At 73.1% G+C, this 21,555-nt stretch carries 22 protein-coding genes and 1 pseudogene; 9 read left to right on the forward strand and 14 right to left on the reverse strand.

Translation table 11 applies throughout. The features are described from left to right. Positions 1-195: pseudogene (locus ACIQV3_RS37205) on the forward strand (IS4 family transposase); the annotation flags it as partial. A gap of 263 nt (positions 196-458) precedes the next feature. Here the strand turns inward: ACIQV3_RS37205 and ACIQV3_RS37210 are convergent. Both ACIQV3_RS37210 and ACIQV3_RS37215 read right to left on the reverse strand, forming a co-directional pair. Further along, on the reverse strand, positions 459-989 hold the full coding sequence (locus tag ACIQV3_RS37210; protein WP_403720789.1) for a GNAT family N-acetyltransferase: 531 nt from the start codon (positions 987-989) through the stop codon (positions 459-461). Positions 990-998: 9 nt separating this feature from the next. Beyond that, positions 999-1,985: a helix-turn-helix domain-containing protein gene (locus ACIQV3_RS37215; protein ID WP_403720792.1), complete on the reverse strand. Its 987-nt coding sequence runs from the start codon at positions 1,983-1,985 to the stop codon at positions 999-1,001. Positions 1,986-2,067: 82 nt separating this feature from the next. Here ACIQV3_RS37215 and ACIQV3_RS37220 point away from each other — a divergent pair, with 82 nt between their 5' ends. Further along, a complete protein-coding gene (locus ACIQV3_RS37220) occupies positions 2,068-2,829 on the forward strand; it encodes a hypothetical protein (protein WP_403720795.1) in 762 nt (253 codons plus the stop codon). On the opposite strand, the gene ACIQV3_RS37225 is transcribed toward ACIQV3_RS37220, so the two are convergent. The 3 genes from ACIQV3_RS37225 to ACIQV3_RS37235 form a co-directional block, all read right to left on the reverse strand. Then, entirely contained in the window at positions 2,768-3,430 is a 663-nt protein-coding gene (locus ACIQV3_RS37225; protein ID WP_403720798.1) for a SigE family RNA polymerase sigma factor, read from the reverse strand. The genes ACIQV3_RS37220 and ACIQV3_RS37225 overlap by 62 nt on opposite strands. 8 nt (positions 3,431-3,438) lie before the next feature. Beyond that, on the reverse strand, positions 3,439-3,960 hold the full coding sequence (locus ACIQV3_RS37230) for an LPXTG cell wall anchor domain-containing protein (protein WP_403720801.1): 522 nt from the start codon (positions 3,958-3,960) through the stop codon (positions 3,439-3,441). 181 nt (positions 3,961-4,141) lie between these two features. Continuing rightward, the gene (locus ACIQV3_RS37235) at positions 4,142-5,695 is read right to left on the reverse strand and encodes a PLP-dependent aminotransferase family protein (protein ID WP_403720803.1); all 1,554 of its coding nucleotides are present in this window, start codon (positions 5,693-5,695) and stop codon (positions 4,142-4,144) included. A 29-nt stretch (positions 5,696-5,724) separates the two neighbouring features. Here ACIQV3_RS37235 and ACIQV3_RS37240 point away from each other — a divergent pair, with 29 nt between their 5' ends. Then, entirely contained in the window at positions 5,725-6,783 is a 1,059-nt protein-coding gene (locus ACIQV3_RS37240; RefSeq protein ID WP_403720808.1) for a DMT family transporter, read from the forward strand. Positions 6,784-6,815: 32 nt separating this feature from the next. Continuing rightward, the gene (locus tag ACIQV3_RS37245) at positions 6,816-7,781 is read left to right on the forward strand and encodes a helix-turn-helix domain-containing protein (RefSeq protein WP_403720811.1); all 966 of its coding nucleotides are present in this window, start codon (positions 6,816-6,818) and stop codon (positions 7,779-7,781) included. Here ACIQV3_RS37245 and ACIQV3_RS37250 read toward each other — a convergent pair. Together ACIQV3_RS37250 and ACIQV3_RS37255 are read right to left on the reverse strand one after the other, a co-directional pair. Further along, a complete protein-coding gene (locus tag ACIQV3_RS37250) occupies positions 7,759-11,196 on the reverse strand; it encodes an endo-alpha-N-acetylgalactosaminidase family protein (protein ID WP_403720813.1) in 3,438 nt (1,145 codons plus the stop codon). The two genes, ACIQV3_RS37245 and ACIQV3_RS37250, sit on opposite strands and share 23 nt — an antisense overlap. Positions 11,197-11,469: 273 nt before the next feature. Next, entirely contained in the window at positions 11,470-11,844 is a 375-nt protein-coding gene (locus tag ACIQV3_RS37255) for a YbjQ family protein (RefSeq protein ID WP_112451056.1), read from the reverse strand. 236 nt (positions 11,845-12,080) lie between these two features. Between ACIQV3_RS37255 and ACIQV3_RS37260 the strand changes: the two genes are divergently transcribed. Beyond that, positions 12,081-12,605 (forward strand): hypothetical protein, encoded by a 525-nt coding sequence (locus ACIQV3_RS37260; protein WP_403720816.1) that lies wholly within the window; start codon positions 12,081-12,083, stop codon positions 12,603-12,605. Between the two features lie 42 nt (positions 12,606-12,647). Here the strand turns inward: ACIQV3_RS37260 and ACIQV3_RS37265 are convergent, their stop codons facing one another. The 5 genes from ACIQV3_RS37265 to ACIQV3_RS37285 all read right to left on the reverse strand — a co-directional run bounded on the left by ACIQV3_RS37265 (position 12,648) and on the right by ACIQV3_RS37285 (position 16,538). Next, positions 12,648-13,022: an NTP pyrophosphohydrolase gene (locus tag ACIQV3_RS37265; RefSeq protein WP_403720819.1), complete on the reverse strand. Its 375-nt coding sequence runs from the start codon at positions 13,020-13,022 to the stop codon at positions 12,648-12,650. A 52-nt stretch (positions 13,023-13,074) separates the two neighbouring features. Further along, positions 13,075-14,043 carry an AAA family ATPase gene (locus tag ACIQV3_RS37270; RefSeq protein ID WP_403720822.1) on the reverse strand — a complete coding sequence of 323 codons (969 nt, stop codon included), beginning with the start codon at positions 14,041-14,043 and terminating at the stop codon, positions 13,075-13,077. Between the two features lie 4 nt (positions 14,044-14,047). Continuing rightward, positions 14,048-15,262, reverse strand: coding sequence for an RNA ligase (locus tag ACIQV3_RS37275; protein ID WP_403720825.1), 1,215 nt, complete (start codon positions 15,260-15,262; stop codon positions 14,048-14,050). Between the two features lie 72 nt (positions 15,263-15,334). Beyond that, positions 15,335-16,042 (reverse strand): epimerase, encoded by a 708-nt coding sequence (locus ACIQV3_RS37280; protein ID WP_403720828.1) that lies wholly within the window; start codon positions 16,040-16,042, stop codon positions 15,335-15,337. A gap of 61 nt (positions 16,043-16,103) precedes the next feature. Next, positions 16,104-16,538 carry a VOC family protein gene (locus ACIQV3_RS37285; protein ID WP_403720831.1) on the reverse strand — a complete coding sequence of 145 codons (435 nt, stop codon included), beginning with the start codon at positions 16,536-16,538 and terminating at the stop codon, positions 16,104-16,106. Between the two features lie 200 nt (positions 16,539-16,738). Here ACIQV3_RS37285 and ACIQV3_RS37290 point away from each other — a divergent pair, with 200 nt between their 5' ends. Beyond that, complete coding sequence (locus ACIQV3_RS37290) at positions 16,739-17,452, forward strand: YoaK family protein (RefSeq protein WP_403720834.1); 714 nt, start codon at positions 16,739-16,741, stop codon at positions 17,450-17,452. Positions 17,453-17,533: 81 nt separating this feature from the next. On the opposite strand, the gene ACIQV3_RS37295 is transcribed toward ACIQV3_RS37290, so the two are convergent. Continuing rightward, positions 17,534-18,094, reverse strand: a complete 561-nt coding sequence (locus ACIQV3_RS37295) for a hypothetical protein (protein WP_403720837.1) — start codon at positions 18,092-18,094, stop codon at positions 17,534-17,536. Positions 18,095-18,439: 345 nt separating this feature from the next. Next, positions 18,440-19,081, reverse strand: a complete 642-nt coding sequence (locus ACIQV3_RS37300; protein WP_403720840.1) for a recombinase family protein — start codon at positions 19,079-19,081, stop codon at positions 18,440-18,442. A 425-nt stretch (positions 19,082-19,506) separates the two neighbouring features. Here ACIQV3_RS37300 and ACIQV3_RS37305 point away from each other — a divergent pair, with 425 nt between their 5' ends. Genes ACIQV3_RS37305 through ACIQV3_RS37315 form a run of 3 tightly spaced genes read left to right on the forward strand, consistent with a single transcriptional unit; the run spans position 19,507 to position 21,476 of the window. Next, positions 19,507-19,896 carry an SAV_915 family protein gene (locus ACIQV3_RS37305; RefSeq protein WP_403720843.1) on the forward strand — a complete coding sequence of 130 codons (390 nt, stop codon included), beginning with the start codon at positions 19,507-19,509 and terminating at the stop codon, positions 19,894-19,896. 14 nt (positions 19,897-19,910) lie between these two features. Beyond that, positions 19,911-21,245 (forward strand): diaminopimelate decarboxylase, encoded by a 1,335-nt coding sequence (gene lysA / locus ACIQV3_RS37310; RefSeq protein ID WP_403720845.1) that lies wholly within the window; start codon positions 19,911-19,913, stop codon positions 21,243-21,245. A 39-nt stretch (positions 21,246-21,284) separates the two neighbouring features. Then, the gene (locus tag ACIQV3_RS37315; protein ID WP_403720847.1) at positions 21,285-21,476 is read left to right on the forward strand and encodes a VOC family protein; all 192 of its coding nucleotides are present in this window, start codon (positions 21,285-21,287) and stop codon (positions 21,474-21,476) included. Positions 21,477-21,555: the final 79 nt, after the last annotated feature.

The raw sequence follows: 21,555 nt of genomic DNA on the forward strand, positions 1-21,555 counted from the left end.
CAGGTCCTGCGCTCCCGTTCGCCCGACGGCGTCGAGCAGGAGGTCTGGGGCCACCTGCTCGTCCACCATGCGATCCGCCAGCTCATGCACACCGCCGCCGAAGGCGCCGGCACCGATACCGACCGGCTCTCTTTCACCCGCACCCTCCGCCTCGCCCGACGTCAAGTCACCGCGCAGGCGGCCTTTTCCCCCTGACCGCCTGGCCACAGCCCTCACAGACGGGTTGCGCGAGATAGCCCGCCACCTGCTGCCCTTGCGCCGCCGGCGCTCGAACGCCCGCGTCGTCAAACGCAAGATGTCCAACTTCGGCGTCAGACGAGCAGAGCACCGGCTCTGGCCGCAGCCCACACTCGATCCAGTCGATGCCGTAGCCATCGCCCCGCACCACAAAACGGCCCCGATCAACCCACCAGTGAAGGTCCCACGCGTCTGGGATTCCTAAGTCACTGGTATTGAGCCTAGACCCGCTGCTCCAGTACCTGGCCCGGCCAGGTGCCGGAGAGGAACGGGTCGGTGCGGGTGAAGCCGTTGCGCTCGTAGTACGCGACCAGTTGGCCCGTACCGCCCGCCCAGCAGTCGACCCGCAGCAGTTCCACACCGGCCCGCCTGGTCTCCTCCACGGCCCGGGCCAGCAGGGCCGCGCCGATGCCCAGGCCCGCGTACCGACGGTCGGAGACCAGCAGGCGGACGTACCGCTCGGGCTCCCCGGCCGGTGGGATCATCGGCATCTTCGAGCTGGGCCCGGTGTCCAGGACGAGGGCTCCGACGGGCACGCCGTCCCGCTCGGCGATGTACGGGGCGTTCTCGGTCGTGTACCCCTGGACGCGCTCCACCCCGCCGGGGACGAGCGAGTACGGGGTCGTGCCCCACTGCTCGGTGTTCCCGCGGGCGTTCATCCAGGCCACCGCCGAGTCGAGCATGTCCAGAACTGCCTGTGCGTCCGCCGGGCCGCCCGGCCGGATCCGTATGCCGTGTGTGCTGTCGTTCATGACGCGAGCCTATGCCGTGTCACGGTGCGGCCTCCCGGTGCTCAGCGCGCGGTACTCCGTGGGCGTGACCCCGTACGCCTCGCGGAACGAGCGGCTGAAGACCTCGGGCCCGCTGAAGCCCCAGCGGGCGGCGATGGACTGCACCCGGTGGGCGGCGAGTTCGGGCCGGCCCAGGTCGGTGCGGCACCGTTCCAGACGGCGCCGCCGGATCCGGGCCCGGACGCTCTCCCCCTGCCCCTGGAAGAGCTGGTGGAGAGCGCGCACGGAGATGGTGTGACGGGCCGCGATGGCGGGCGGTGCCAGCTCCGGGTCCCCGAGGTTGTGCTCGATGAAGGCGTGGATCCGCCGCAGGAGGACCTCCGCCCGGGCTTCGGCGGGGATCCGCTCCTCGGCGTCCAGGTGCTGGGCCAGGCAGGCCGTGGCGAGGTCGATGGCGACCACGCCGAGCCTGGCCAGCTCCCGCGGCTCGCATTCGGCGGCGTGGTCCTCCAGGGCGGTCATGAAGGAGGCCAGGATCGCCGCGATGCCGCGGTCACCCGGTATGCGGCGGGCCAGCAACCGCTCCAGCCGCTCGGGGCGCAGGGGCAGTACGTCCCGGGGGAGCATCAGGATCGTCGCCCGCACCTGGCCGGCGTCCGCGTGCATCGCGTTGTCGGAGGGGCGCGAGGTGTCCCACAGCATGAGGTCACCGGCCCCGGCCGTGCACGCGTTGCGGTGCTGGGACATCGACGTGACGCCCTTGCGCAGCAGGGCCAGTTGGTACTGCTCCGGATCGCCGCGCCGGATCAGCGCGGGGGTGCGCCGCGAACGCAGCGGCGACAGGGTGAACTTGGAGGCGCGCAGGGGCCCCAGGTCCACGACGGCGGCCTCGCCCTGGAACTCGGCCGGCCGCTCGCTGCTGAGGGCGGCCGGCATCACCTCGCGCGAGATGATGTCGGCGTACCAGTCGAACCGCTCCCCCGCGGGCACCCCGCCCGACGACACCACTGACCACATCCCGCGCCCCCACGCTCGAACTCATCGGCAGGATCCAAGGATGCGGCCAACGGAGCGGCTTCGGCGCATGGTTGGGGTCGGCGTGGCACTCGCGCGGCCCGAACGGCCACCGCACCCGGCCCCGTTCCCGTCCCCGCCCCCGTCCACGCCCGCCCCCTACCCGCCCGTCCCCGTCCCCGCCCGTCAGCGGCGGCCCGGCGAGGCCGTGGGTGGCGGGCCCGAGGCCGAGGGCGAGGCCCGCGACGGGGACGGGGACGAGGACGGGGCCGGCGGAGCCGAGGCGGAGGAACTGGGCCGTGGCGTACCCGTACCGGCCTCCGGCACCCGCGACGGGCTCACCGTGGGCCTGTACGAGTTCGCGGGCGCGGCCGAAGGCGAAAGCCGCGACCGTGACGGGGACGGCGACGGGGACGGCGACGGCGACGGATCGGCCGGGACCGGTCCGGGAGTCGGGCCGGTCGGCGTGGGCGACGCCGGCGCGGCCGGCGGCACCGGTACCGGCCCCGGGCGGACCGGAGCGTCGGGCGCCAGTACGGCGTACCCCACCACCGCGGCGGCCGCCGCCAGCCCCGCCAGGGGCAGCGCGAACCCGCGCGGCCAGGCCCACTGCAGACGCCGCGCCCCGGGCCCGGGCGGCTGCGCCGGGCGCAGTTCGCGCACGGTGATCCCGGCCGCGCGGGCGTCCAGGGCCTGCCGCAGCCGGTGCTCGACCGGCCGCCCGGCCGGCGCCCCGAAGCGCTCGTCCGTCCCTGACGGCCCGGAAGGCGGCTCCTGTCCACGCGTCATATCCGACCCTCCAGAATCCGCTCCAGCGCGTCCAGCCCACGGCTCGCGTTCGATTTGACCGCCCCCCGGCTGATCCCCAGCGTCTCGGCGATCTCCGCCTCGCTGAGGTCCGCCCAGTAGCGCAGCACGAGGACCTGCCGCCGCCTGGGCGTCAGCCGACCCAGCGCGGCGAGGACCTCGCGGTGTGCCTCGTCGAGGACCACGGAGGCTTCGGCGGAGGGGACGTCGGCGGGTGCCTGCGGGGTCCACGCGCGGGCGGTCCGGCGCCGGCGCAGCACGGACCGGGCCGTGTTGACCACGGCGGTGCGCAGGTAGCCCAGCGCGTTGTCCACCTCCGTGATCCGCTCGCCGTGGCGCCGGTACAACGCCGTGAAGGCGTCCTGCACCACGTCCTCGGCCGTACCGAGATCGTCCACCAGCAGCACCGCCAGCCGGACCATCCGCAGCCGGTGGGCGTGGTAGAGCTCGGTCACGGTGGGCGGCGGGCCGCCCGCCTCGGAGGGATGGCCGTACGTGTACCCGTGCCGGTACGGCTCCGGCGGCGCGGTCGGGGCCTGCGCGAAGGAGCGCTCCCGGCGCAGCAGGAACGACCACAAGCCCCGCCGCGGCCGGTCGAAACCGGTCGTGGCGGGGCCCAGGGAAGGTGCGAGGTGGAGCACGGTGGTCCTCAGCCGTTGGCGCGGCGCCGCATGGTGTACAGGGTCGCGGCCCCGGCGGTGATCAGCACGGCGGCCCCGGCGCCGAGTGCGGCCGTGGTGGCGGAGGAGCCAGTATGCGCGAGCTCGGACGGGCCGGGCGAGGCGGGGGCCCCGCTCGGAGCCGCGCTCGGGACGGCCGTCGGCGTCCCGCCCGGGGCGACGGTCGGGGACGCGCTCGGGCGGACGCTAGGGGCCGTGCTCGGCGACGAGCTCGGGCGGGCGCTGGGAGCCGTGCTCGGCGACGAGCTCGGGCGGACGCTGGGGGCCGTGCTCGGCGTCGCGCTCGGGGGCCGGCTCGCCGAGGGCGTGGGGGCCGAGGGGGCCACGCTCGGCGCGGTCGTCGCCGGTGCGGGAACGGCCACGGTCGGCGATGCGGACGCCCCTGCTGCTGCGGAGGCCGGCCCGGCCAGCGCGAGGGCCGCGCCGGCGGCGGCGACGGCGAGGCCGGCCGCCCTGCGGACGGACAGCGGGGCGCGCTTCAGGTTCTTCACGGTGGTTCTCCACGGTCGGCTGCGGGGCGCGGGATCACGCCCTTCACCCCCGCACGACGCGCGAGTGCCCGGGAGGTTGCCGCCGATTCCGAAAAACTTTTCGCGGCCCTCCGGAACGGCCCGGCCGCAGCCCCCGCCACAGCCCCCGCCACGCCCCCGCACGGCCTCCGGCGCCGCCCGCTCAGGACCGGCGTGCGCCCGCCGGCCCCGCCCCACGTCGGCCCCGCAGCCCCCGCAGGGCCGCGCCGATGACGGCGACGCCTTCCTCGATCTCCCCCGCCGTGCCCGCCGCGTAGCCGAGGACCAGGCCCGGAGCCCCCGGAGTCATCCGGTGCCAGGACAGGGGGTGCGCCTTGACCCCGAGGTCCAGGGCCGCGGCGGCGAGAGCGGTGTCGTCGAAGCCCGCCGGGGCGCCGAGGCCGCCCGCTCCCTCGAAGGTGACCATCAGGTGCAGCCCCGCCGCCGCCCCGTGCACCCGCGCGCCGGGCAGTTCGGCGGCGATCGCCCGGAGCATCGCGTCCCGGCGGGCCCGGTGGCGGCGGCGCACGAAGCGCAGGTGGCGCTCCAGTTCGCCCGAGGCCATCAGCCGGGCCAGCACCAGCTGGGCGAGGACGGGATTGCCGAGGTCGGCGTAGCGCTTGGCCTCGATGACGGCGTCCAGCCGGCGCGGCGGGACCAGCAGCCAGCCCAGACGCAGGGCGGGGGCGAGGAGTTTGGAGACGCTTCCGGTGTAGCAGACGGCCTCCGGGAGCAGGGCCCGCAGCGCGGGGACGGGGGCGCGGTCGTAGCGGTGTTCGGCGTCGTAGTCGTCCTCGATGACGACTCCCCCGGCCGCCGCCCAGCCGAGCAGCTCGCGGCGCCGTTCCCCGTCGAGGACGACCCCGGTCGGGAACTGGTGCGCCGGTGTCAGCACCACCGCCTGGGCCGGGCCGGCCGCCAGGGCCGCGGTGTCGATGCCGCTCTCGTCCACCGGTACGGGCAGGACCCGCATGCCCCCGTGCTCCAGTTGCAGCCGCGCCCCCAGCGAACCGGGATCCTCCACGGCGACGCGCCGTACGCCCTCCGCGCGCAGCACCTGGGCCAGCAGCCCGAGCGCCTGGGCCACGCCCGCCACCACGACCACCTCGTCGGGGGCGGCCCGGATCCCGCGGTTCAGGGCGAGCCAGCCGACGATCGCCTCGCGCAGCGCGGGGGCGCCCTGCGGGTTGCCGTAGCCGAAGTCGGCTGGGGTGAGCTCGGCCAGGACCCGGCGCTCCGCCTGGAGCCAGGCCGTACGCGGGAACGCGGTCAGATCGGGCGCCCCCGGCGCGAGGTCGATCCGGCACGGGGCGGCGCGCAGCGCGAAGACGGGGCCGCCCCGCGGCCCCGGGGCGAACGGGCCCGCCGGATCGGGGGCTCCGGGCCCGGCGGGCCCGGGCCGGGGCTGCCGCCCGGTCACCGGGGCGGCCACCACGACGGTCCCCGCGCGGCCGCGGCCGGCCACCTGGCCGGTCTCCGCCAGCCGCTGGTACGCCTCGGTGACCAGCCCCCGGGAGACCCGGAGTTCGGCGGCGAGGACTCGGCTGGCCGGGAGCCGGCTGCCGACGGCGAGCGTGCCGTCGGCGATGGCGGCACGCAGCCGGTCGGCCAGCCAGTCGGTACGGCCGCCCGCGGGTGCCCGGCCGATGTCGAGCTGGAGGAAGTCCGACCCGGCTGTTTCGGACCCCTGGATGGCGCTTCCTTTGGACCTGTCCATGGGTCCATTGTGGCGCCAGGCTCGACGGTATGAGCAACTCACCTCCTCCCCGCCCCGCGCACCCTTCCAACCCTTCCCACCCTTCGCACCCTTCGCCCCGGCAGCTGCGCGACCTCGCCCCCGGCATCGCCGGCATGGTCCTCGTCGGCAGCAGCGTCACCCTCTCCCGCTCCCTGGTGGACGCCCCGCTCTTCGGCGTGCAGGCCGTCCGGTACGCGGTGGCCGCGCTGCTCCTGTTCGGCTTGGCCCGCGTCGCCCGGGTGGCGATCAGGGCCCCGCGCGGCCGGGAGTGGCTGTGGCTGGCGGGGGTCGCCGCGACCGGGCTGGTGCTGTTCAACGTGGCCGTCGTACGGGGCGTCGCGCACGCGGAGCCGGCCGTCATCGCGGTCGCCGTGGCCTGCGCGCCGGTCCTGCTCGGGGTGATCGGTCCGCTGCTGGAGGGCCGCGGGCCCAGCCGCCGGGTGCTGCTGGCCGCTCCGGTGGTCGTCGCCGGGGCGGTGCTGGTGGAGGGAACGGGCCGGACGGACGCGGCCGGGGTCGGGTGGGCCGCGCTCGCGCTGGGCTGCGAGGCGGGGTTCACCCTGCTCGCGGTGCCGGTGCTGCGCCGCCACGGGGCGTGGGGGGTGTCGTTGCACGCGGTGTGGATGGGCGCGGTGATGCTGGCGGTGCTCACGGTGTGCGTGGAGGGGCCCGCCGAGCTCGTGTCCGTGAGCCCGCGCCAGTGGGCCGTCGCCGGCTACCTCGCCGTGATGGTGACCGCGGTGGCCTTCCTCCTCTGGTACCGCACGGTGGCCGCGGTGGGTTCCGGCCGGGCCGGGCTGCTGACCGGCGTGGCCCCGCTCGCGGCGGCGGGCGCGGGAGCCGTCACCGGCGGCGGGGTACCGGAGCCGGCGGTGTGGCTGGGCCTGGCCGTGGTGGTCGCCGGGCTGGCGGCCGGACTCCGGCCGGAGCGGGCACCGGACGGGCCGGCGGGCGCACTGGTCACACCGGTCACGTCCCCCGTTCCCCTCGCTTCCGTCACTTCCGCCCCTCCCCTCACCCCCGTCACGCGAAAGCCTCGTAACGCCCATGAGTCCACGGCCCCTTGAGCGCCCCCCGCCTTGTGGATCACAATCCGCAGATGGCAACGCCTCCGTACAGCAGCTGGATGCGGTACTTCTCGCCGACCGCCAACCACCGCCGGCTCGGGCTGGTGTGCCTGGGCGTGGGGGTGCAGCAGGGCGAGCTGCCGGTGGTCGGCCCGCGCGTGCTCGACCACCACGTCGCGGTGGTGGTCTGCGCCGGCCGGGGCTGGTTCAGCCACGGCGGGCGGGCCCCGCAGCCGGTGACGGCCCCGGCGCTGCTGTGGCTCGTGCCCGGGGTGGAGCACCACTACGGCCCCGATCCGCGGACCGGCTGGGACGAGTGCTTCGTGGATTTCACCGGCCACAGCGTGGAGGCGTACACCGACCTCGGCTATCTCAGCCCCGACCGGCCGCTGGTCCCGCTCAGCGACACGGCCGGGGTGCGGCACGTGGTCGACGGGATCCTCCGGGCGGCCCGGCTCGGCGGCCCCCTGCTGGAGGTGGAGGCCGCCGCGGCCGTGCACGGGCTGCTCGTCGCGCTGCGCTACGCCCGGGCCGGGGTGTCGCGGCAGGGGGACACCGTGATGGACACCCTGGCCCGGGACGCCCTGCTGCCGATCTCGGTGGCCGAGCACGCCGCCCGGCTCGGGATGAGCCTCCCCGAACTGCGCGGGGCGGTGCGGGGCAGTACCGGGGAGGGGGTCAAGGAGTACCTCCTCGGCATCCGCCTGAGCCGGGCGAAGGAGTTGCTGGCCCGGACCGACCTGCCGGTCGCCGGGGTCGCCCGGCGGGTCGGTTACGAGGATGCCGCCTACTTCAGCAGGCTGTTCAGCCGCCGGGTGGGCATGGCACCCGTCCGGTTCCGCCAACAGCAGGCGGTGCAACAGCAGTCGGCACGATGGCTCCTCTCCCCCCGGGAGTCACAGACCCAGGACCCACAGACCCGGGAGCCGCAGCCCCAGGAGCCCTCGCCGCCGGCCCCGGCACCGTGGGAAGGCGTCACGGCAGGTAGCCGATGTTGAGTTCCGCGACCGCCGTCCACGGATTGCCCGAAACCTCCCTCGTGGCCTTGAGCTTGACGTAGCGCGCGGTGCGCGCCGTGAAGGCCACGTCCTGCTGGGCCGTGGTGTTGGCGAAGGTGCCGGACGCGGCCGCGGTGCCCCAGGTGATCCCGTCCGTGGAGGTGAGCACCTGGTAGTCGGCGATGCGCCCGTTGCTCTGCGTCTGCCGGGGCAGGTAGTGCAGGGCGGAGACGTTGTACGAGGCTCCGAGGTCGAGGGTGATCTCGTGCGGCATCGGCGCGGTGGCCTGGTACCACTGGGTGTGCCAGATGGTGGCGCCGTCCCCGTCGAGCACGTTGGCCGCGGCGCCGTTCTCGCCGGCGGTCTCCTGGCTGTCGACGGCCTTGACGCTCATCTGCGTCTGGGGGACGAGGAGTTCGCCCCCGGTCCCGGAGCCGAGGTCGTCGACGGCGAGGTCGTCGAGGATGAAGTCGGCCTCGTTGTGGGAGCCTTCGCCGGTCACCTTCCGTACGCCGATCCAGGCGTCGGTGCCCGCGGTGAAGGTCTTGGTGAAGGTGGTCGCCGTGCGGGCCTGGTTCAGCGCGGTGGCCGTCTCGGTGCTGCCGGAGCCGGTGATGAACTGATAGTCGCCGCTGAAACCGTTCTCGTAGCTGAAGGTGACCTTGTACGAGCGGCCGGGCATCAGCCGCAGGGTCTGCGGGAGGGTGCGGTAGACGAGGCCCTGCCGTTCCTCGTGCGACTTCAGCGAGTTCTGCCCGCTGATCACGTCGTCGACCAGCTTTCCGCTCCAGCCCGCCTGGGTGTACGGGGCATTGCGCTGGGCGATGTGGGTGCGCGGGTCGGTCGCGGAGCCGCCGGCGCCGCCGAAGGCGAAGGGGCCCCAGCCCGCGTCGACGTTCTCGAAGTCCTCGGTGAACCAGTGGCCGTTCAGCGGGGTGCGGGCGGAGCGGACGACCCGTACGTCGTCCAGGTGGACGGTGCCGGAGCCGGAGGCCGCGGACAGCTTGAGGGCGGCCGTCGACTGCCCCGCGGGGACGTCGAAGAGCACCTTCATGCGCTGCATCTTGGTGCCGTTCTTCTCGCTGCCGCCGAGGCTGTTGGTCAGCGTGGAGGAATCGGCGTAGACGGAGGCGGCCGTGCCTCCGGCCGGGGTCACGGTCAGGGTGGCGGCGCGTCCGGCCGGGGTGGAGACCCAGACGGAGGCGGCGTAGGTGCCGGGGATGAGGCCGGTGAGCTGCTGGGAGACGGCGGGCGCGGTGCTCGCGGCCATGGTGAGCTCGTTCTGGCCCTGGGCGTTGCGGGTGACGGCGGCGCCGGTCCCGGTGACGGACCAGGCGTTCAGGTTGCCGGAGAAGAAGGAGGGGTCCTTGACGGGGGCGCCCTCGCCCCAGTTCGGGTCGGCCTGGGCGGGGGCGGCGCCGTTGGTCACGACGTAGGCGGTCTTCGCGGCGGCGCTGATGGTGACCTGCCCGCCGGTGACGGCCAGGTCGCCGACCAGCTGGCGGCCGGTGTCGGTCAGCTTGTACAGCTTGGGCGAGGACCAGCCGGCCGGCAGGGTCCAGGTGGTGGAGGCGGCCTTGTCGTTCCAGTGGTAGAGCTTGCCGTCGCGCGGGAGCAGGTAGGCGGAGCCGTCGAGGACGGTGCGGCCGGCCGTGGTGATCTTGCGGGTGTTGCCCGAGGTGGTGACGGTGGTGCCGTTGGCGAGGGTGACCGCGTTCGCGGTCCACTTCACGACCGGGGATTCCTGGAGGTACTTGGTCGGCAGGTTGGTCCCGAAGGTGGTGGTGAGGAAGGCCGTGAAGTCCCGCTTGCCCTGCCAGCCCTCGTAGGCGGTGATCTCCGCGCCACCGAGCAGCGGGTTCGCGGCGATCCAGTCGTCCTTGGTGTGGTTGGCGATGAAGCGGGCGATGTTCGAGTTGATGCCCTTGAGTTCGCTGCCGCCGTAGTTGACGTCGGTGGCCCAGTGGTGCCAGAGGGACTGTCCGGTCAGGGAGGCGGGGAACTCGGTGGCGAGCTGGAAGCCGAGGCCGCCGATCTCGCGTTCGAGCTTGCGCGAGAGGTAGCCGTCTCCGTACCAGACGTCCACGTAGAGGAAGTCCAGGCCGGGTGCGGCCGCCTTGAGGTCCTGGAACCGCTTGAGGCGCTCGCCGGACTGACCGTCCTTGCGGGTGTCCACGTAGTACGACTGGTCCAGCCAGTCCCAGCCGAGACCGCCGGTCTGGTGCGCCGGGTCGAAGGTGGCCGAGACCGGGTACTCCTCGGTGGCGTTGACGTGGACGCCGAAGTCGGCGTTGTAGGTGTGACCGACGGTGGTGAGGGTGTTCAGGTCGGTGGCGCCGCCGAGCTTGGAGCCGATGTTCTTGTAGTCCATGTGGGCCGAGTCGTGGCCCTCGGAGGCGTACCCCTTGAGCAGGACGAACTGGCCGAGGCCATCGGTGGCGAGGTTGACCCGCTTGGTCTCGTCGAGGGTCTGGGAGAAGGGGTGGGTGGCCGCGGAGGCGAAGTTGAAGGGGATGCGCTGCACGACCCGGTCGGCGGTCTGCTGCCAGCCGGTGGGAGCGGTCCAGATGTCGCGGTAGGCGACCGCCGCGTCCTGCCAGTCCACGGTGGAGTCGGCGTTGCGGTCGGCGGTGATCGCGACGCGGACGTAGGGCAGCGGCTCGGTGTCGGTGTCGGCGGCGCCCGTGGACCGGTAGAGCCAGGATCCGCTCCACAGGCCGGCCCGGCGGTAGGCGCCCTTGTCGGTGACCTGCTTGCTGATCCGGCCGTTCTCGTTGGCGGTGCCGCCGGAGGGGGCGTCGTAGTACGAGTTGGAGTCGATGGCCGCGGCCAGCTTGCCGGTGTTGGCCAGCCCGTACATCACGGTCGTCGCGGAGGCGTCGACCGGGGTGCTCGCGGTGACCGGGGTGAAGGTGTCCCCGGTGCCGGTGGTGGCGGTGTGCATCTTCGCCGTGGAAAGCGCGGCGCCCGCCTGGCTGCTGCGGACGCTGACGAGGTTGTGGTGGGGGATGGCGAAGCTGCGTACGCGCAGGGCGGCCGTGTCCTCGATCGCCGTGACCTTGAACTCCACCACCGAACCGGCCACCGAGAGACGGGACTTGATGGTCACGCCGGAGAAGGCCAGCGCGTAGTCCACGCCGGAGGCGGAGGGGGTGGAGGTGACGGTGGGGGTGTAGGTGGTTCCGTTGACGACGATCGCGCCGATGGTGTCCTCGTTGCCGTTCAGCACGTCGCCGGTGGCGGTGCGGGTGTAGCTGATGACGCGGGGGAAGGCGCTGTCCACGCTGACGGACAGCTCGGGCGAGGTGATCGTCACGGGGCCGGCCGCCACGGCGGGGGCGGCGGGCACGGCCACGACCAAGGTGGCCACGAGACCGGCCACCGCGGCTGCGGCCGGCCAGAGGGGGGTTCGCATCGGACCTCCGGGAGTCGGCGCTTCCTGGGCGGAAGACCGCCCACCGTGGAGGCCGGCGGTCCGCTCACTGACCTGACAGCCTGCGGACCGCACACCGGGAGGCCCATGGACAAAGCCGCGCCCCGTCCTGGACTTATTTGAATGACCGCTCGCCGAAGGGCGGAGAAACCTCCCCTTCACGGCCGTATGGGGATCTTCGGCTCGCGCTCCCCCACGAACCGCCGCCGGCGGGCGACGGGGTCAGGTGCTCGTCAGGTGCTCGTCAGCTACTCGTCAGGTGCTCGCCGGCACCAGGACGACGGCCGTCCCGTACGCGCACACCTCGGTGCCGACGTCGGCCGCGTCGGTCACGTCGAAGCGCATCATCAGGACGGCGTTCGCGCCGCGCGCCTTCGCCTGCTCGATGAGGCGTTCCATGGCCTGGTTTCGGGTCTCCACCAGGGTCTTGGTGAGGCCCTTCAGCTCGCCGCCGATCATCGATTTCAGGCCCGCGCCGATCTGGCTGCCCAGATGGCGGGAGCGCACGGTGAGGCCGAAGACCTCCCCGATGACCTGCTCGACCCGGTAGCCGGGGACGTCGTTCGTCGTCACCACCATGACACCGGTCTGCTGCGCGCCGGGGCCGCCGCCGTAATCCTCGATACCCATGGCATCCACTCTGGCGGCGCCGCCCGGTACCCGCATCCGGAGGCGGGCACCGGGTCGCGCGGTCCGGGCGGGCGTGGCCCCTGCCCGCCCCGCGCATTGGGCATATCGGGCTACGTCACGGTGCGTCAGCGGGACCTACCTGTCCGCCGTCGCCATAGTCGTCGGTGGCGACCGCCCGGTTGCCGCCCCGTGCCGCGTGACGCGGCCGGGCAGACGTTTCTCGGAGGAGCCGGCTCATGCTGAAGCCCACCAGGACCATCCTCGCCCTCACCGCCGGAAGCCTGGTGCTCGGCCTGGTCGGGGCGGGCACGGCCGTCGCGGCCGACCACTCGGCGCCCCGTGGCCCGGTCCTGACGACGCCGGCCGACCGGGACGCCGACGAGGAGGACGGCTTCGGCCGGGACGACGAGTACGGCGACCGCAAGCACGCCCGCGGCGTCGTCATCTCGCGCGGCCCGCTGACCGTCCGCAGCCGTCCGACCACCCACTCCCACAAGGTGGGCCGGGTGCACCCGCACGAGAAGCTCGCCATCGAGTGCAAGACGCGCGGCGAGCGGGTCGACGGCAACAACCTCTGGTACCTGCTGGAGGAGCGGGACGAGCGGGAGCCCCTGGACGAGGACCGCAAGGGCGCGATGACCCCGAAGTCGCCGATGACCCCGAAGTCGGCCAAGTCCGCGGCCGCCATGGACCGCGACGACCAATGGGTCTCCGCCCGCTACGTCAAGAACCTCGGTGAGGTCCGCTACTGCCGCTCGTAGCCGGCCAGGGGTGGCGCCCAGGGGGTGGCTCCCAGGGGTGGCTCAAGGCGCCGCCTCCGGGCGTACCGTGCGCGGTCCCACGCACCGCGCGCCGTACGCCCGTACCCGTTCCCGCAGTTCCCGGTCCGCCGTGACCACGACGCACCCGCCGCACCCGCCGCGCTCAGCGAAGGCGGCCGCCAGCTCCACGATGCGGTCATCGCCGCTGCCCGGGGCCTCGTCCACCCGTACGCCGGGCACCGAGGCGACGCCCCGGGCCGCTCCTTCGAGGACGAGGACGATCTCCTCGCCCTCGTCGCGCAGCGCCAGCCGGTCGCGCAGCCGCTCGGCGGCGCCGCGCCGGTCGCGCCACCAGCCGTCCGGGACGGACCCCACGACGTTGGCACCGTCCACGATCAGTACGTTCGGCTCGTCCACGCCTCCAGTATGGCGAGCCGGCCGGAAGCCGCCGTGCCGGCCGTCGGCCGTCCTAGAAGTCGCCGTAGTTGACCTGCCAGGTCGCCAGCCCCATCCGGCGCCAGATGGCCACCACGCGGTCCCTGTCGTCCAGGGAGACCCGGACCGCGTACCGCTCGCGCACGTGCGCGTTGAACAGCTCCGCCTTGACGATGTCGTCGCGGCGCGTGTCGCCCGCCGCCCGCATCCACAGCTCGTCGTACGGGACTTCGTGCTCCCGCAGCCAGGCCTCGGTCGGCTCCCGGTGCTCCTCGCCCCGCCCGGACAGCAGCACGATGGTGTCGCCGTCGGCCCGCCGGAAGGAGCCGAGCGCGTCGCGCACCGGGGTGTTCAGCGTGTCGAGGCCGCAGCGCGAGAAGTCGTACGGATTGCGGTCGCCGGTCATCGCGAGCGTGCCGTCGATATCGCACATCACCGCCGTGGGCAGCGCCGGGTCGGGGACGTACGGGGACACGTCCGGCTGGTCGTTGAGCCAGTCCTCGGTGAGCCGCCAGCCGCCCTTCTTCGCCTTCGCGTGCTTGTCCGCGAGTATCCGGATGATCTCCTCGCCGACCTGGCGCTCGCGCGCGGCGTCGCGCCGCAGGCACTCCTCCACGGGCACGTCGGTGTGGTCGTGCACCACGAAGGTGGCCCGTCCCGCGACGGCCGCCTTCAGCCGCTTGGGGATGTACGAGGTCAGGTGGGTGTTGTCGACGACCACGTCGAAGCCGCCCTCGACGGCCGCGCTGACGGCCGCGTCCTGGATGTCCAGTACGGTCTGCTCGTGCTTGTACGAGCGCGCGCGCTCCGGGTCCGGCACGTCGAGCATGGCCCGCAGGTCGTCGAGGTTGACGCGGCGCATCCGGCCGCCGGACTCCGCCTGGAGGGCGCGCGCGGCGGTGGTCTTCCCGGAGGCCGGCAACCCCGTCATGATGTGGACCACCGGGAGCGCGGGGGACGCGGCCGGGGGCGCGGGGGTCTCGGTTTCGGGTGCTTCGGACACGGGTTCAGTTCTCCTCGTCGTTCGTGAAGGGATCGGCGTTCTCGGGCCGCACCTGCCGCCAGGTGACGAGCTCGGTCGTCCTGCCGTCGAGGCGCTGGAAGAGCGCGCCGCGGACCCCGCTGTCCCGGATCGTCGTCTTCGCAGCGCGGGCGAACGCGCCCCGGTCGCCGGCCAGATGGGCCAGCGAGGCGTACGCCTCGTCGATGGCGCGCTCGCGGAGCGCGGCCTCGGTCTCGAGGCGTTCGATCACCGAGCGCACCCAGTGGTCGAACTCGTCCGGCACCTGCTCCAGCAGGGCGTCGAGCGGCTTGCCGCCGGAGGCCTCGATGTCGGCGACGGTGCAGTTCAGCCCCTGGGCGAGCTGCTTGAGGGGCAGGCCGGCGAACCGCTGGATGCCGTGGCCGCGCCAGATGTCCCGCTCGGTCGCCCCGGTGAGTAGCTTGTGGAGGCGTACGTACTCGGCGATCTTGGCCTTGGCCCGGACTCCCGAGGCGAAGCGCAGGACGAAGCCCTCCGCGTCGGTACCGGTCGCGGGAGAGCCGCCCGGCAGGGTGCTGGACCCGGTCAGCGCGAGCAGTTCGCCGAGCGGCATGGCGGGCCATACGGTGACCACGGAGCCGATGCCCTGCCAGTGCCCGGCGGCTTCGGCGAGCGGCACCTCGGCGCCGTCCGCTCCGTACGCGGCGAGCAGGACCAGGTCGCGGCGCTCCCCGTAGTCCACGACGATCCGGTTCTGCGGGTACACGATCTCCGCGAGGTAGGTGGTACCCGGGACCAGCGCCGAGGTGTCGCGTCCGTCGAGGCGGCGCTGCGCCCAGACGGCCTGCGTGCTGATGAAGGAACCCCTGGTGGCGGCCCGCCATTTCCCGGCGTAGTGGAAGAACACCCCGAGACTGCCGTCGACCTTGTCGTACACCTCGAACGGCTCGTCCTCCGGCAGGGCCGGGGCGTACGGCCGGCCGGACCCGTGCTCGCCGACGTTGAAGAACTTGGGCAGCGGCAGCGCGACGACCGCGCCGGTGACGTCGTCGGCGACGAGCCCGCGGCAGCGCGTGGTGGCCTGGTTCCAGACCTGCTCGTACTGGGCGGTCCGGGTGTAGCTGTACAGGGACAGCGGCAGCTCGGGGTGGGCCTTGCGGGCCACGTATCCGGCGTCGATGGCCTCGGTCAGCGCCTGCGCGGGCATCAGGTCGTGCAGAGTCAGGCGGTCCTGGCTCATGGGGTGCCTCCCGGTTCGAGATGCCTCATTCTCGGGTGCGGGAGGCCCTGGCCGAAACCGAATATCGGCTCGTTATCGCAGGTCCTTCGCCCTGTTCGGGTTCTCGCCGCCCAGCCGGTTGATGTCCGCCGGGCGCAGGATCCGCCGGGTGTCCGCGTCGCCGGGCCCGGCCGCGGCGACGGCGATCATGGCGCGGCCCAGGGCCCCGGTGGTGGTCACCAGGTCGGGTGCGAAGCGCCGCAGGAGCGGGAAGAGCGGCGCGGTGACGGCGTACCCGGCGCGGTAGAGCGGGGTCTTGGAGGGAATGCCGCGGTCCGGCTGCACGATTCCCGGCCGGAACATGTACGCCTCGAAGGGGAGCTTCAGCAGGTCGTTCTCGGTCTTCCCCTTGACCCGGGCCCACATGGAGCGGCCGCTCTCGGTGCTGTCGGTGCCCTCGCCGGACACGTAGGCGAAGGTCAGCCGCGGGTTGGCGGCGGCGAGGGGGCGGGCGGCGGCGAGCGTCAGGTCGTGGGTGATCAGCCAGTACTCCTCCTCCTTCATGCGGAAGGAGGAGGTGCCCAGGCAGAAGAAGCACGCGTCGTACGAGGCGAGGTCCGGCCCGCCGGGCAGCGACAGGTCGGTCGGATCGGCCCGGACGAGCTGACTCAGTTTGGGGTGGGAGACGGCGAGGGGACTGCGGCCGACGGCGAGCACGCTGTCGACGGACTCCTCGCGCAGGCACTCGCGGAGCACGCCCCGGCCGATCATGCCGGTCGCGCCGAAGAGGATGACGTTCACGGGGCCAGCCTAGGTCGGGATGCCGTGCGGATGAGTGGGAGACGCACAGCTGTCGTGCGGATCAGTGGGAGACGCACAGCTCGTTGCCCTCGGGGTCGGCGAGGGTGGTCCAGGTGGAGGGGCCCTGGTTGCCTTCGTGCAGGTGCACGGCCCCCTTGGCGAGGAGGCGCTCGACCAGGGCCCGCGGGTCGTCCTCGCCGGTGCGGACGTCGAGGTGCACGCGGTTCTTGACGGTCTTGGGCTCCTCGATGAACTGGAAGAGGATGCGGGGCGCCTGTTCGAGGCCCTCGGGGTGGCGGATCCCCTGGCCGGTCTTCCAGACGAGGACGCCCCGGTAGGTGGTGGTGTCCTCCGCGGTCGCCCGCCCGGCGGCGATCATCTCGCGGATGAACTCCTCGTCACTGGGCTCGACTTGCCATCCGAGGGCCTCGGCCCACCAGTCGGCGAGCGCGTGCGGTGTGGCGGAGTCCACCGTGACCTGGAATGTGTAAGCCATGCGGCGACCCTACCCGTGACGCCCCGCCGATCCCGGGAAGGAGGCGCCGTGGGTCCGCCGACGCCCTGCGGGTCGCTCCGCCGCGCGTGCGCCGGCCACGGCTAGCATGTCCGGGACGAGTCCCCCAGCAGGTCCGGGACGAGTCTCCTCCGCTTCCGCCGGTCCCCGCACCGGCCCCGCGCGATGACCAGAGGTACTCCATGACCTCCACCCCGCCCCGGTCGCGCGGGATCCTGCGCCCCCTGGCCGCGCGGCTGTTCCCGCCGGAGGCGGAGGGCGCCGAATCTCCCCACGGGGTGCTGCCTCCTCTGCTGATCGTCCTCACCTTCGTCAGCGGTGTGGTCGACGCGGTGAGTTACCTGGGCCTCGGCCACGTCTTCGTGGCCAATATGACGGGCAATGTGGTCTTCCTCGGCTTCGCGATCGCCGGGGACCGTTCCCTGTCCGCCCCGGACTCGCTCCTCGCCGTCGGCGCGTTCCTGGCCGGGGCGGCGGCCGCCGGGCGGCTGCGCCGGACCACCGGGGCGGCCGTGATGTTCGCGCCGCTGGTGGCGGCGCAGACCGTCCTGGTGGGCGGCGCGCTCGCCCTGACCGCGCTCGGGGCGGGGCCGCCGGGCGTCATCGCCCTGCTCGCCCTCGGCATGGGCCTGCAGAACGCCGTCGTGCACCGGCTCGCCGTCCCCGATCTCACCACCACCGTCGCCACCAGGGCCCTGACCGGACTGGCGGCCGACCCGTGGGGGCCGGGACCGCTCCGCCGCCTCGTGACGGTCGCGGCCCTGCTCCTCGGAGCCCTCGCCGGCGGGCTGCTGACGCTCCGTCACGGAGCGCTGTGGGCACTGGCCTTGGCCGTGGTCCTGCTGGGCTGCGTAGCCCTCTCTCCCCGGTGGGACGGCACGGGACGGCGGCCGTAGGGTCGGACCGCCTCTCCACCGCTGTCGGGCGCAGAGTAGATGTCAGTGCGGCGCAGGGTTTTGTCAGTAGCGCGCCGGCTCTCAGTTGCTCCAGCGGGCCACGATGGCCTGATCGACCTGGAAGAGCGCGTCGCACTCGGCGCAGTGCGCGCTTCCGAAGATGTAGGTCAATGCGTCCGCGACCTTGTGCTGACCGTCGGTGAGAGCACGAGCGTGGAGCCGCTTGGCCAGCCCTTCCAGGGAGGAGATGGCTGCAGCCTGCAACTCCCTGCGGTGCCCAGTGGCCTCGTTCATGTACAGGCTGTCGGTCGTAGAGAAGTAGCCGCACTCGCCGAAGACGACGAAGTTCTCCGCCTCGCACGCGGGGCAGGGGACTTCGTACTCCTCACCGCTGAGACCGTGCAGCTGCTCCCCCCACACCTCGACTCCCTCGAAGGCGAGCAGGGCTTCCAGGAGTTCCACATAGCGCTCTGGACTGTCGGCCAGTGACGGATGGCTCAGAGCCTCCTCAGCCAGCTCGATCAGCTCGGAGGTCTCCGCGGCGTAGGCGTCTTTGGGATCAGGTGTCCCGTAGGGCCGGTCGGTGCTGGCGAGGATGGAAGCGGCCAGGAGCAGGGGCATGGTTCGGTCTGTCGCAGTCAACTGGCGCGCCTTGCCAACCAGCGCCGGCAGGGCAGCGTAGCTCGCGGGGTAGACCGTCCCCTGGTGACACAGGCGGGACCAGAGCTCGTCCCAGGCGGGACTCTCCGGGTCGGGCCCGGCTGTCTCTAGGAGGCCAGGCACGTCTTCGGCAGTTCCGTATGCATGGGTGAGCTGGGACCATTCCGTCATAGGGCTGATCAAAGCAGACGCCCTCAGCGTCTGAGGCTGCGCCCTGGTGTGGCCCTTAGAGGCTAGGGAGGCGTCTCCATCACCAGGGTTCCGGCACTGGGTTCGCCAATAGCGCCCAGCCGTACGGAGTCATCTTGATGGCGGCGTAGCGGGCGGTCACCCACGGCCGGTGGTGGCGGTGGCTTCGTCGTACGCGGACAGCGTCCGGTACAGGGTGGAGCGGCCGACGCCGAGGTGCGAGGCGATGGCTGTGACGGACTCCTGCGCGTCGCGGCGCCGCTGGCCGCGCTCGGCGACATCCTGTGCGCTGGTGATCAGCTCGACCATGTTGCGGCCGAGCCGGTCGAGCATGGTGACGGTGAGGGTGTCGGCCGGGCGCAGTTCGGCGAGGGCGGCGTTGTACTCGGGCCGGATCTTCTCCCGCGTGCCGACCTTCTCGACGTAGATGCGCACGCACTCGGCTTCCTTGAGGGCGCGGACCTGTCCGGTGAGGTCCTGGCCCTTGCTGGAGACGCGCGCGTAGCCGATCCGGTCGCCGGTGCGCTCCAGCGCGGCGAGCAGGCCCGGGTCGGGTTCGGGGCCGGGCTGCCAGGGCCGGCCGGGCCCGCGGGCGGCCGGGATGCGGATCGCGGGCCCGGTCTTCAGTCCGGGGACCTTCGCGTACCGGCCGGTGTGGTAGTCGACGGCGACGACGCCGGAGTTGGCCCGGTAGGCCGATCCGGGCGCCGCCCCGCAGCGCGGGCACGGTTCGCGCTCGACGAGCTCAGCGCGGGCGATCTCGTCCAGGTCGCCGTTCATGTGTTCCCCTCCCGCCCAGCCGCTCGATGCGACCGTCCCGAATACCCGTCCCCTTCTCCGCCGCGCCCGCCGATTTCGGGACGCCTTTCGGGACGCCTCCCGGGCTCCGTCCGCCGCGGCGGGCGACCGTCCCGGAAACGACCGATTCCGGGACGTACGGGCGAGCGACGGGCGTACGGAGTTCGAGGTGGTTGCCCACAAAGTTGCGCACATGCACACATCCAGACATGCGCAAATGCGCTCAAAGGAAGCGGACTGCCCTGGGCGTCAGTGATCCGTATGGACTTGGCCGTCCGTCGTCAAGGTCCCGTCATGGGGTGACCGTAGGCGTGGGGACGCGGGGATAGCTTCGGTGTCGTGCCCCGGAGCGCCTCCCCGCGTCCCGGGGCCTCACCTGCCACTCGTGGTTCCTCTGGGAGGGCCCCATGTGTTTGTTCCAGTACGACGACGACCCGGAGCCCGAAGAACGCGTCCCGGCCGGACCGCTGTACGTGCCGGTCCTGCCGGGAAGGGCGGAGGTGGTGGTGCACCTGTTCCGCACCCCGCTGGGCGCCCGTACCGCCGTGGGCTTCACGAGTGCGGAGCGGCTGGCGGCCACGCTCGGCGCCGGCCGGCCCTGGATCCGGCTCTCCGAGTCCGCGCTCCGCGCGATGGCCGGGCCGGTCGGAGCCTCGCTGCTGACCGTCGATCCGACGCTGACCGCTCCGGCGGCCACCCTGGCGGTGTTGGCGACGGCGACGGCGACGGCGACGGCGACCAGTCCGGTCACCGCACCAGTGCCGCGGGACCCCGACGTCACTGCCCGAACCGTCTGAAGGGGAACCGCACCATGACCATCACCGACCTCCCCGATGCTCTGACCGCCGCCGGCGAACTGTCCGTGTGGCCCGCGTCCACCACCCCACTGCCGCACGGCGACCTTGCCGTCGGCGGCGTGTCCTTGACAGAGGTCGCCGACCGGTTCGACACACCGGTCTACGTCCTGGACGAGCGCGAGGTACGCGAGCGCTGCCGCGCCTACCGTGCCGCCCTCCCCGAGGCCGAAGTTCTCTACGCAGCCAAGGCGTTCCTCTCCCGCGCGATGGTGCGCTGGGTGGAGGAGGAGGGGCTGGGCTTGGACGTGTGCTCCGCCGGGGAGTTGGAGCTCGCCGTGACCGCCGGTTTCCCCGCCGCGCGCATCGTGCTCCACGGCAACGCGAAGTCGCCCCGGGACCTGGAGGCGGCGCTGCGGCTCGGCGTGGGGCGGATCGTCATCGACAGTCCGTCCGAGATAGCCCGGATCGCGGCCGCCGTCGGACCTGACGGGCATCAAAAGGTGCTGGTGCGCGTCGTGCCGGGCGTCTCCGCCGGGGGACACGCCAAGATCCGTACGGGTACGGAGGCCCAGAAGTTCGGGCTCTCGCTCGCCGACGGGTCGGCGCAGCACGCCATCGCGCGCGTGCTCGACCAGCCGCAGCTCGAACTGACCGGCCTGCACTGCCACATCGGCTCGCAGATCACCGAAGTGAAGCCGTACCTGGTGGCACTGCGCCGCATGGTGGGGCTGATGGCCCGGGTCCGTGACGCGCACGGCGTCGTCCTGCCCGAGCTGGACATGGGCGGCGGCCACGGCATCGCCTACCGGCCCGGCGAACCCGCCCTCGATCTCACCGCGCTCGCCCGCCGAATGCGCGCCGAGCTCGGCGAATCCTGCGCCGCCGCGGGCATGCCCGTACCCCGACTGGTCATCGAACCGGGGCGAGCCGTCGTCGGACCGGCCGGAGTCGCCCTCTACCGCGTACTCGCCGTCAAACACACGGGTGACACCGTCTTCGTCGCCGTCGACGGCGGCATGAGCGACAACCCGAGGCCCGCCCTGTACGGGGTGCGCTACGCGCCCCGCCTCATCGGCCGCCACTCGACGGCCGCCCCGCGTACGACGACGGTCGTCGGCCGGCACTGCGAGGCCGGCGACGTCCTCGCCGGCGGTGTGGAACTGCCGGGCGACGTCCGTCCCGGAGATCTGCTCGCCGTCCCCGTGGCGGGCGCGTACCAGCTGTCCATGGCCTCCGGCTACAACATGGTCGGCCGGCCCCCGGTGATCGCGGTCCACGAAGGCACGGCCCGGACGCTCATACGGCGCGAAACACTGGACGACGTACGGATGCGCGACATCGGGGGCTGATACCGTCCCGGGCGGCATTCGCCGGCTGGACCAGGGCTCTTGCCCGGCGAGGTCGTCATCCTCGCGGCCCGGCCGCTCGTCCTGGGGTTCCAGCGCGTGCCCGAGACGAAGGCGGGCAAGAACCGTGTCCACGTCGACTTCGGCTCTCCGGACCGCAGGGGCGAGGTCGGCCGGCTCGTGAAGACGGGGCCGAAGGTCGTCGGTGAGCACTCTGCTCCCGGCTTCGAATGAACCACCCCGCAGGACCCTGTCCCGGACCGGTCAGCCGGAGACGCAGAACGCGTTGCCGACAGGGCACGGTCGACGCCTC

Origin of the sequence: Streptomyces sp. NPDC099050, from assembly GCF_044759865.1 — a bacterium.
Taxonomy (GTDB): domain Bacteria; phylum Actinomycetota; class Actinomycetes; order Streptomycetales; family Streptomycetaceae; genus Streptomyces.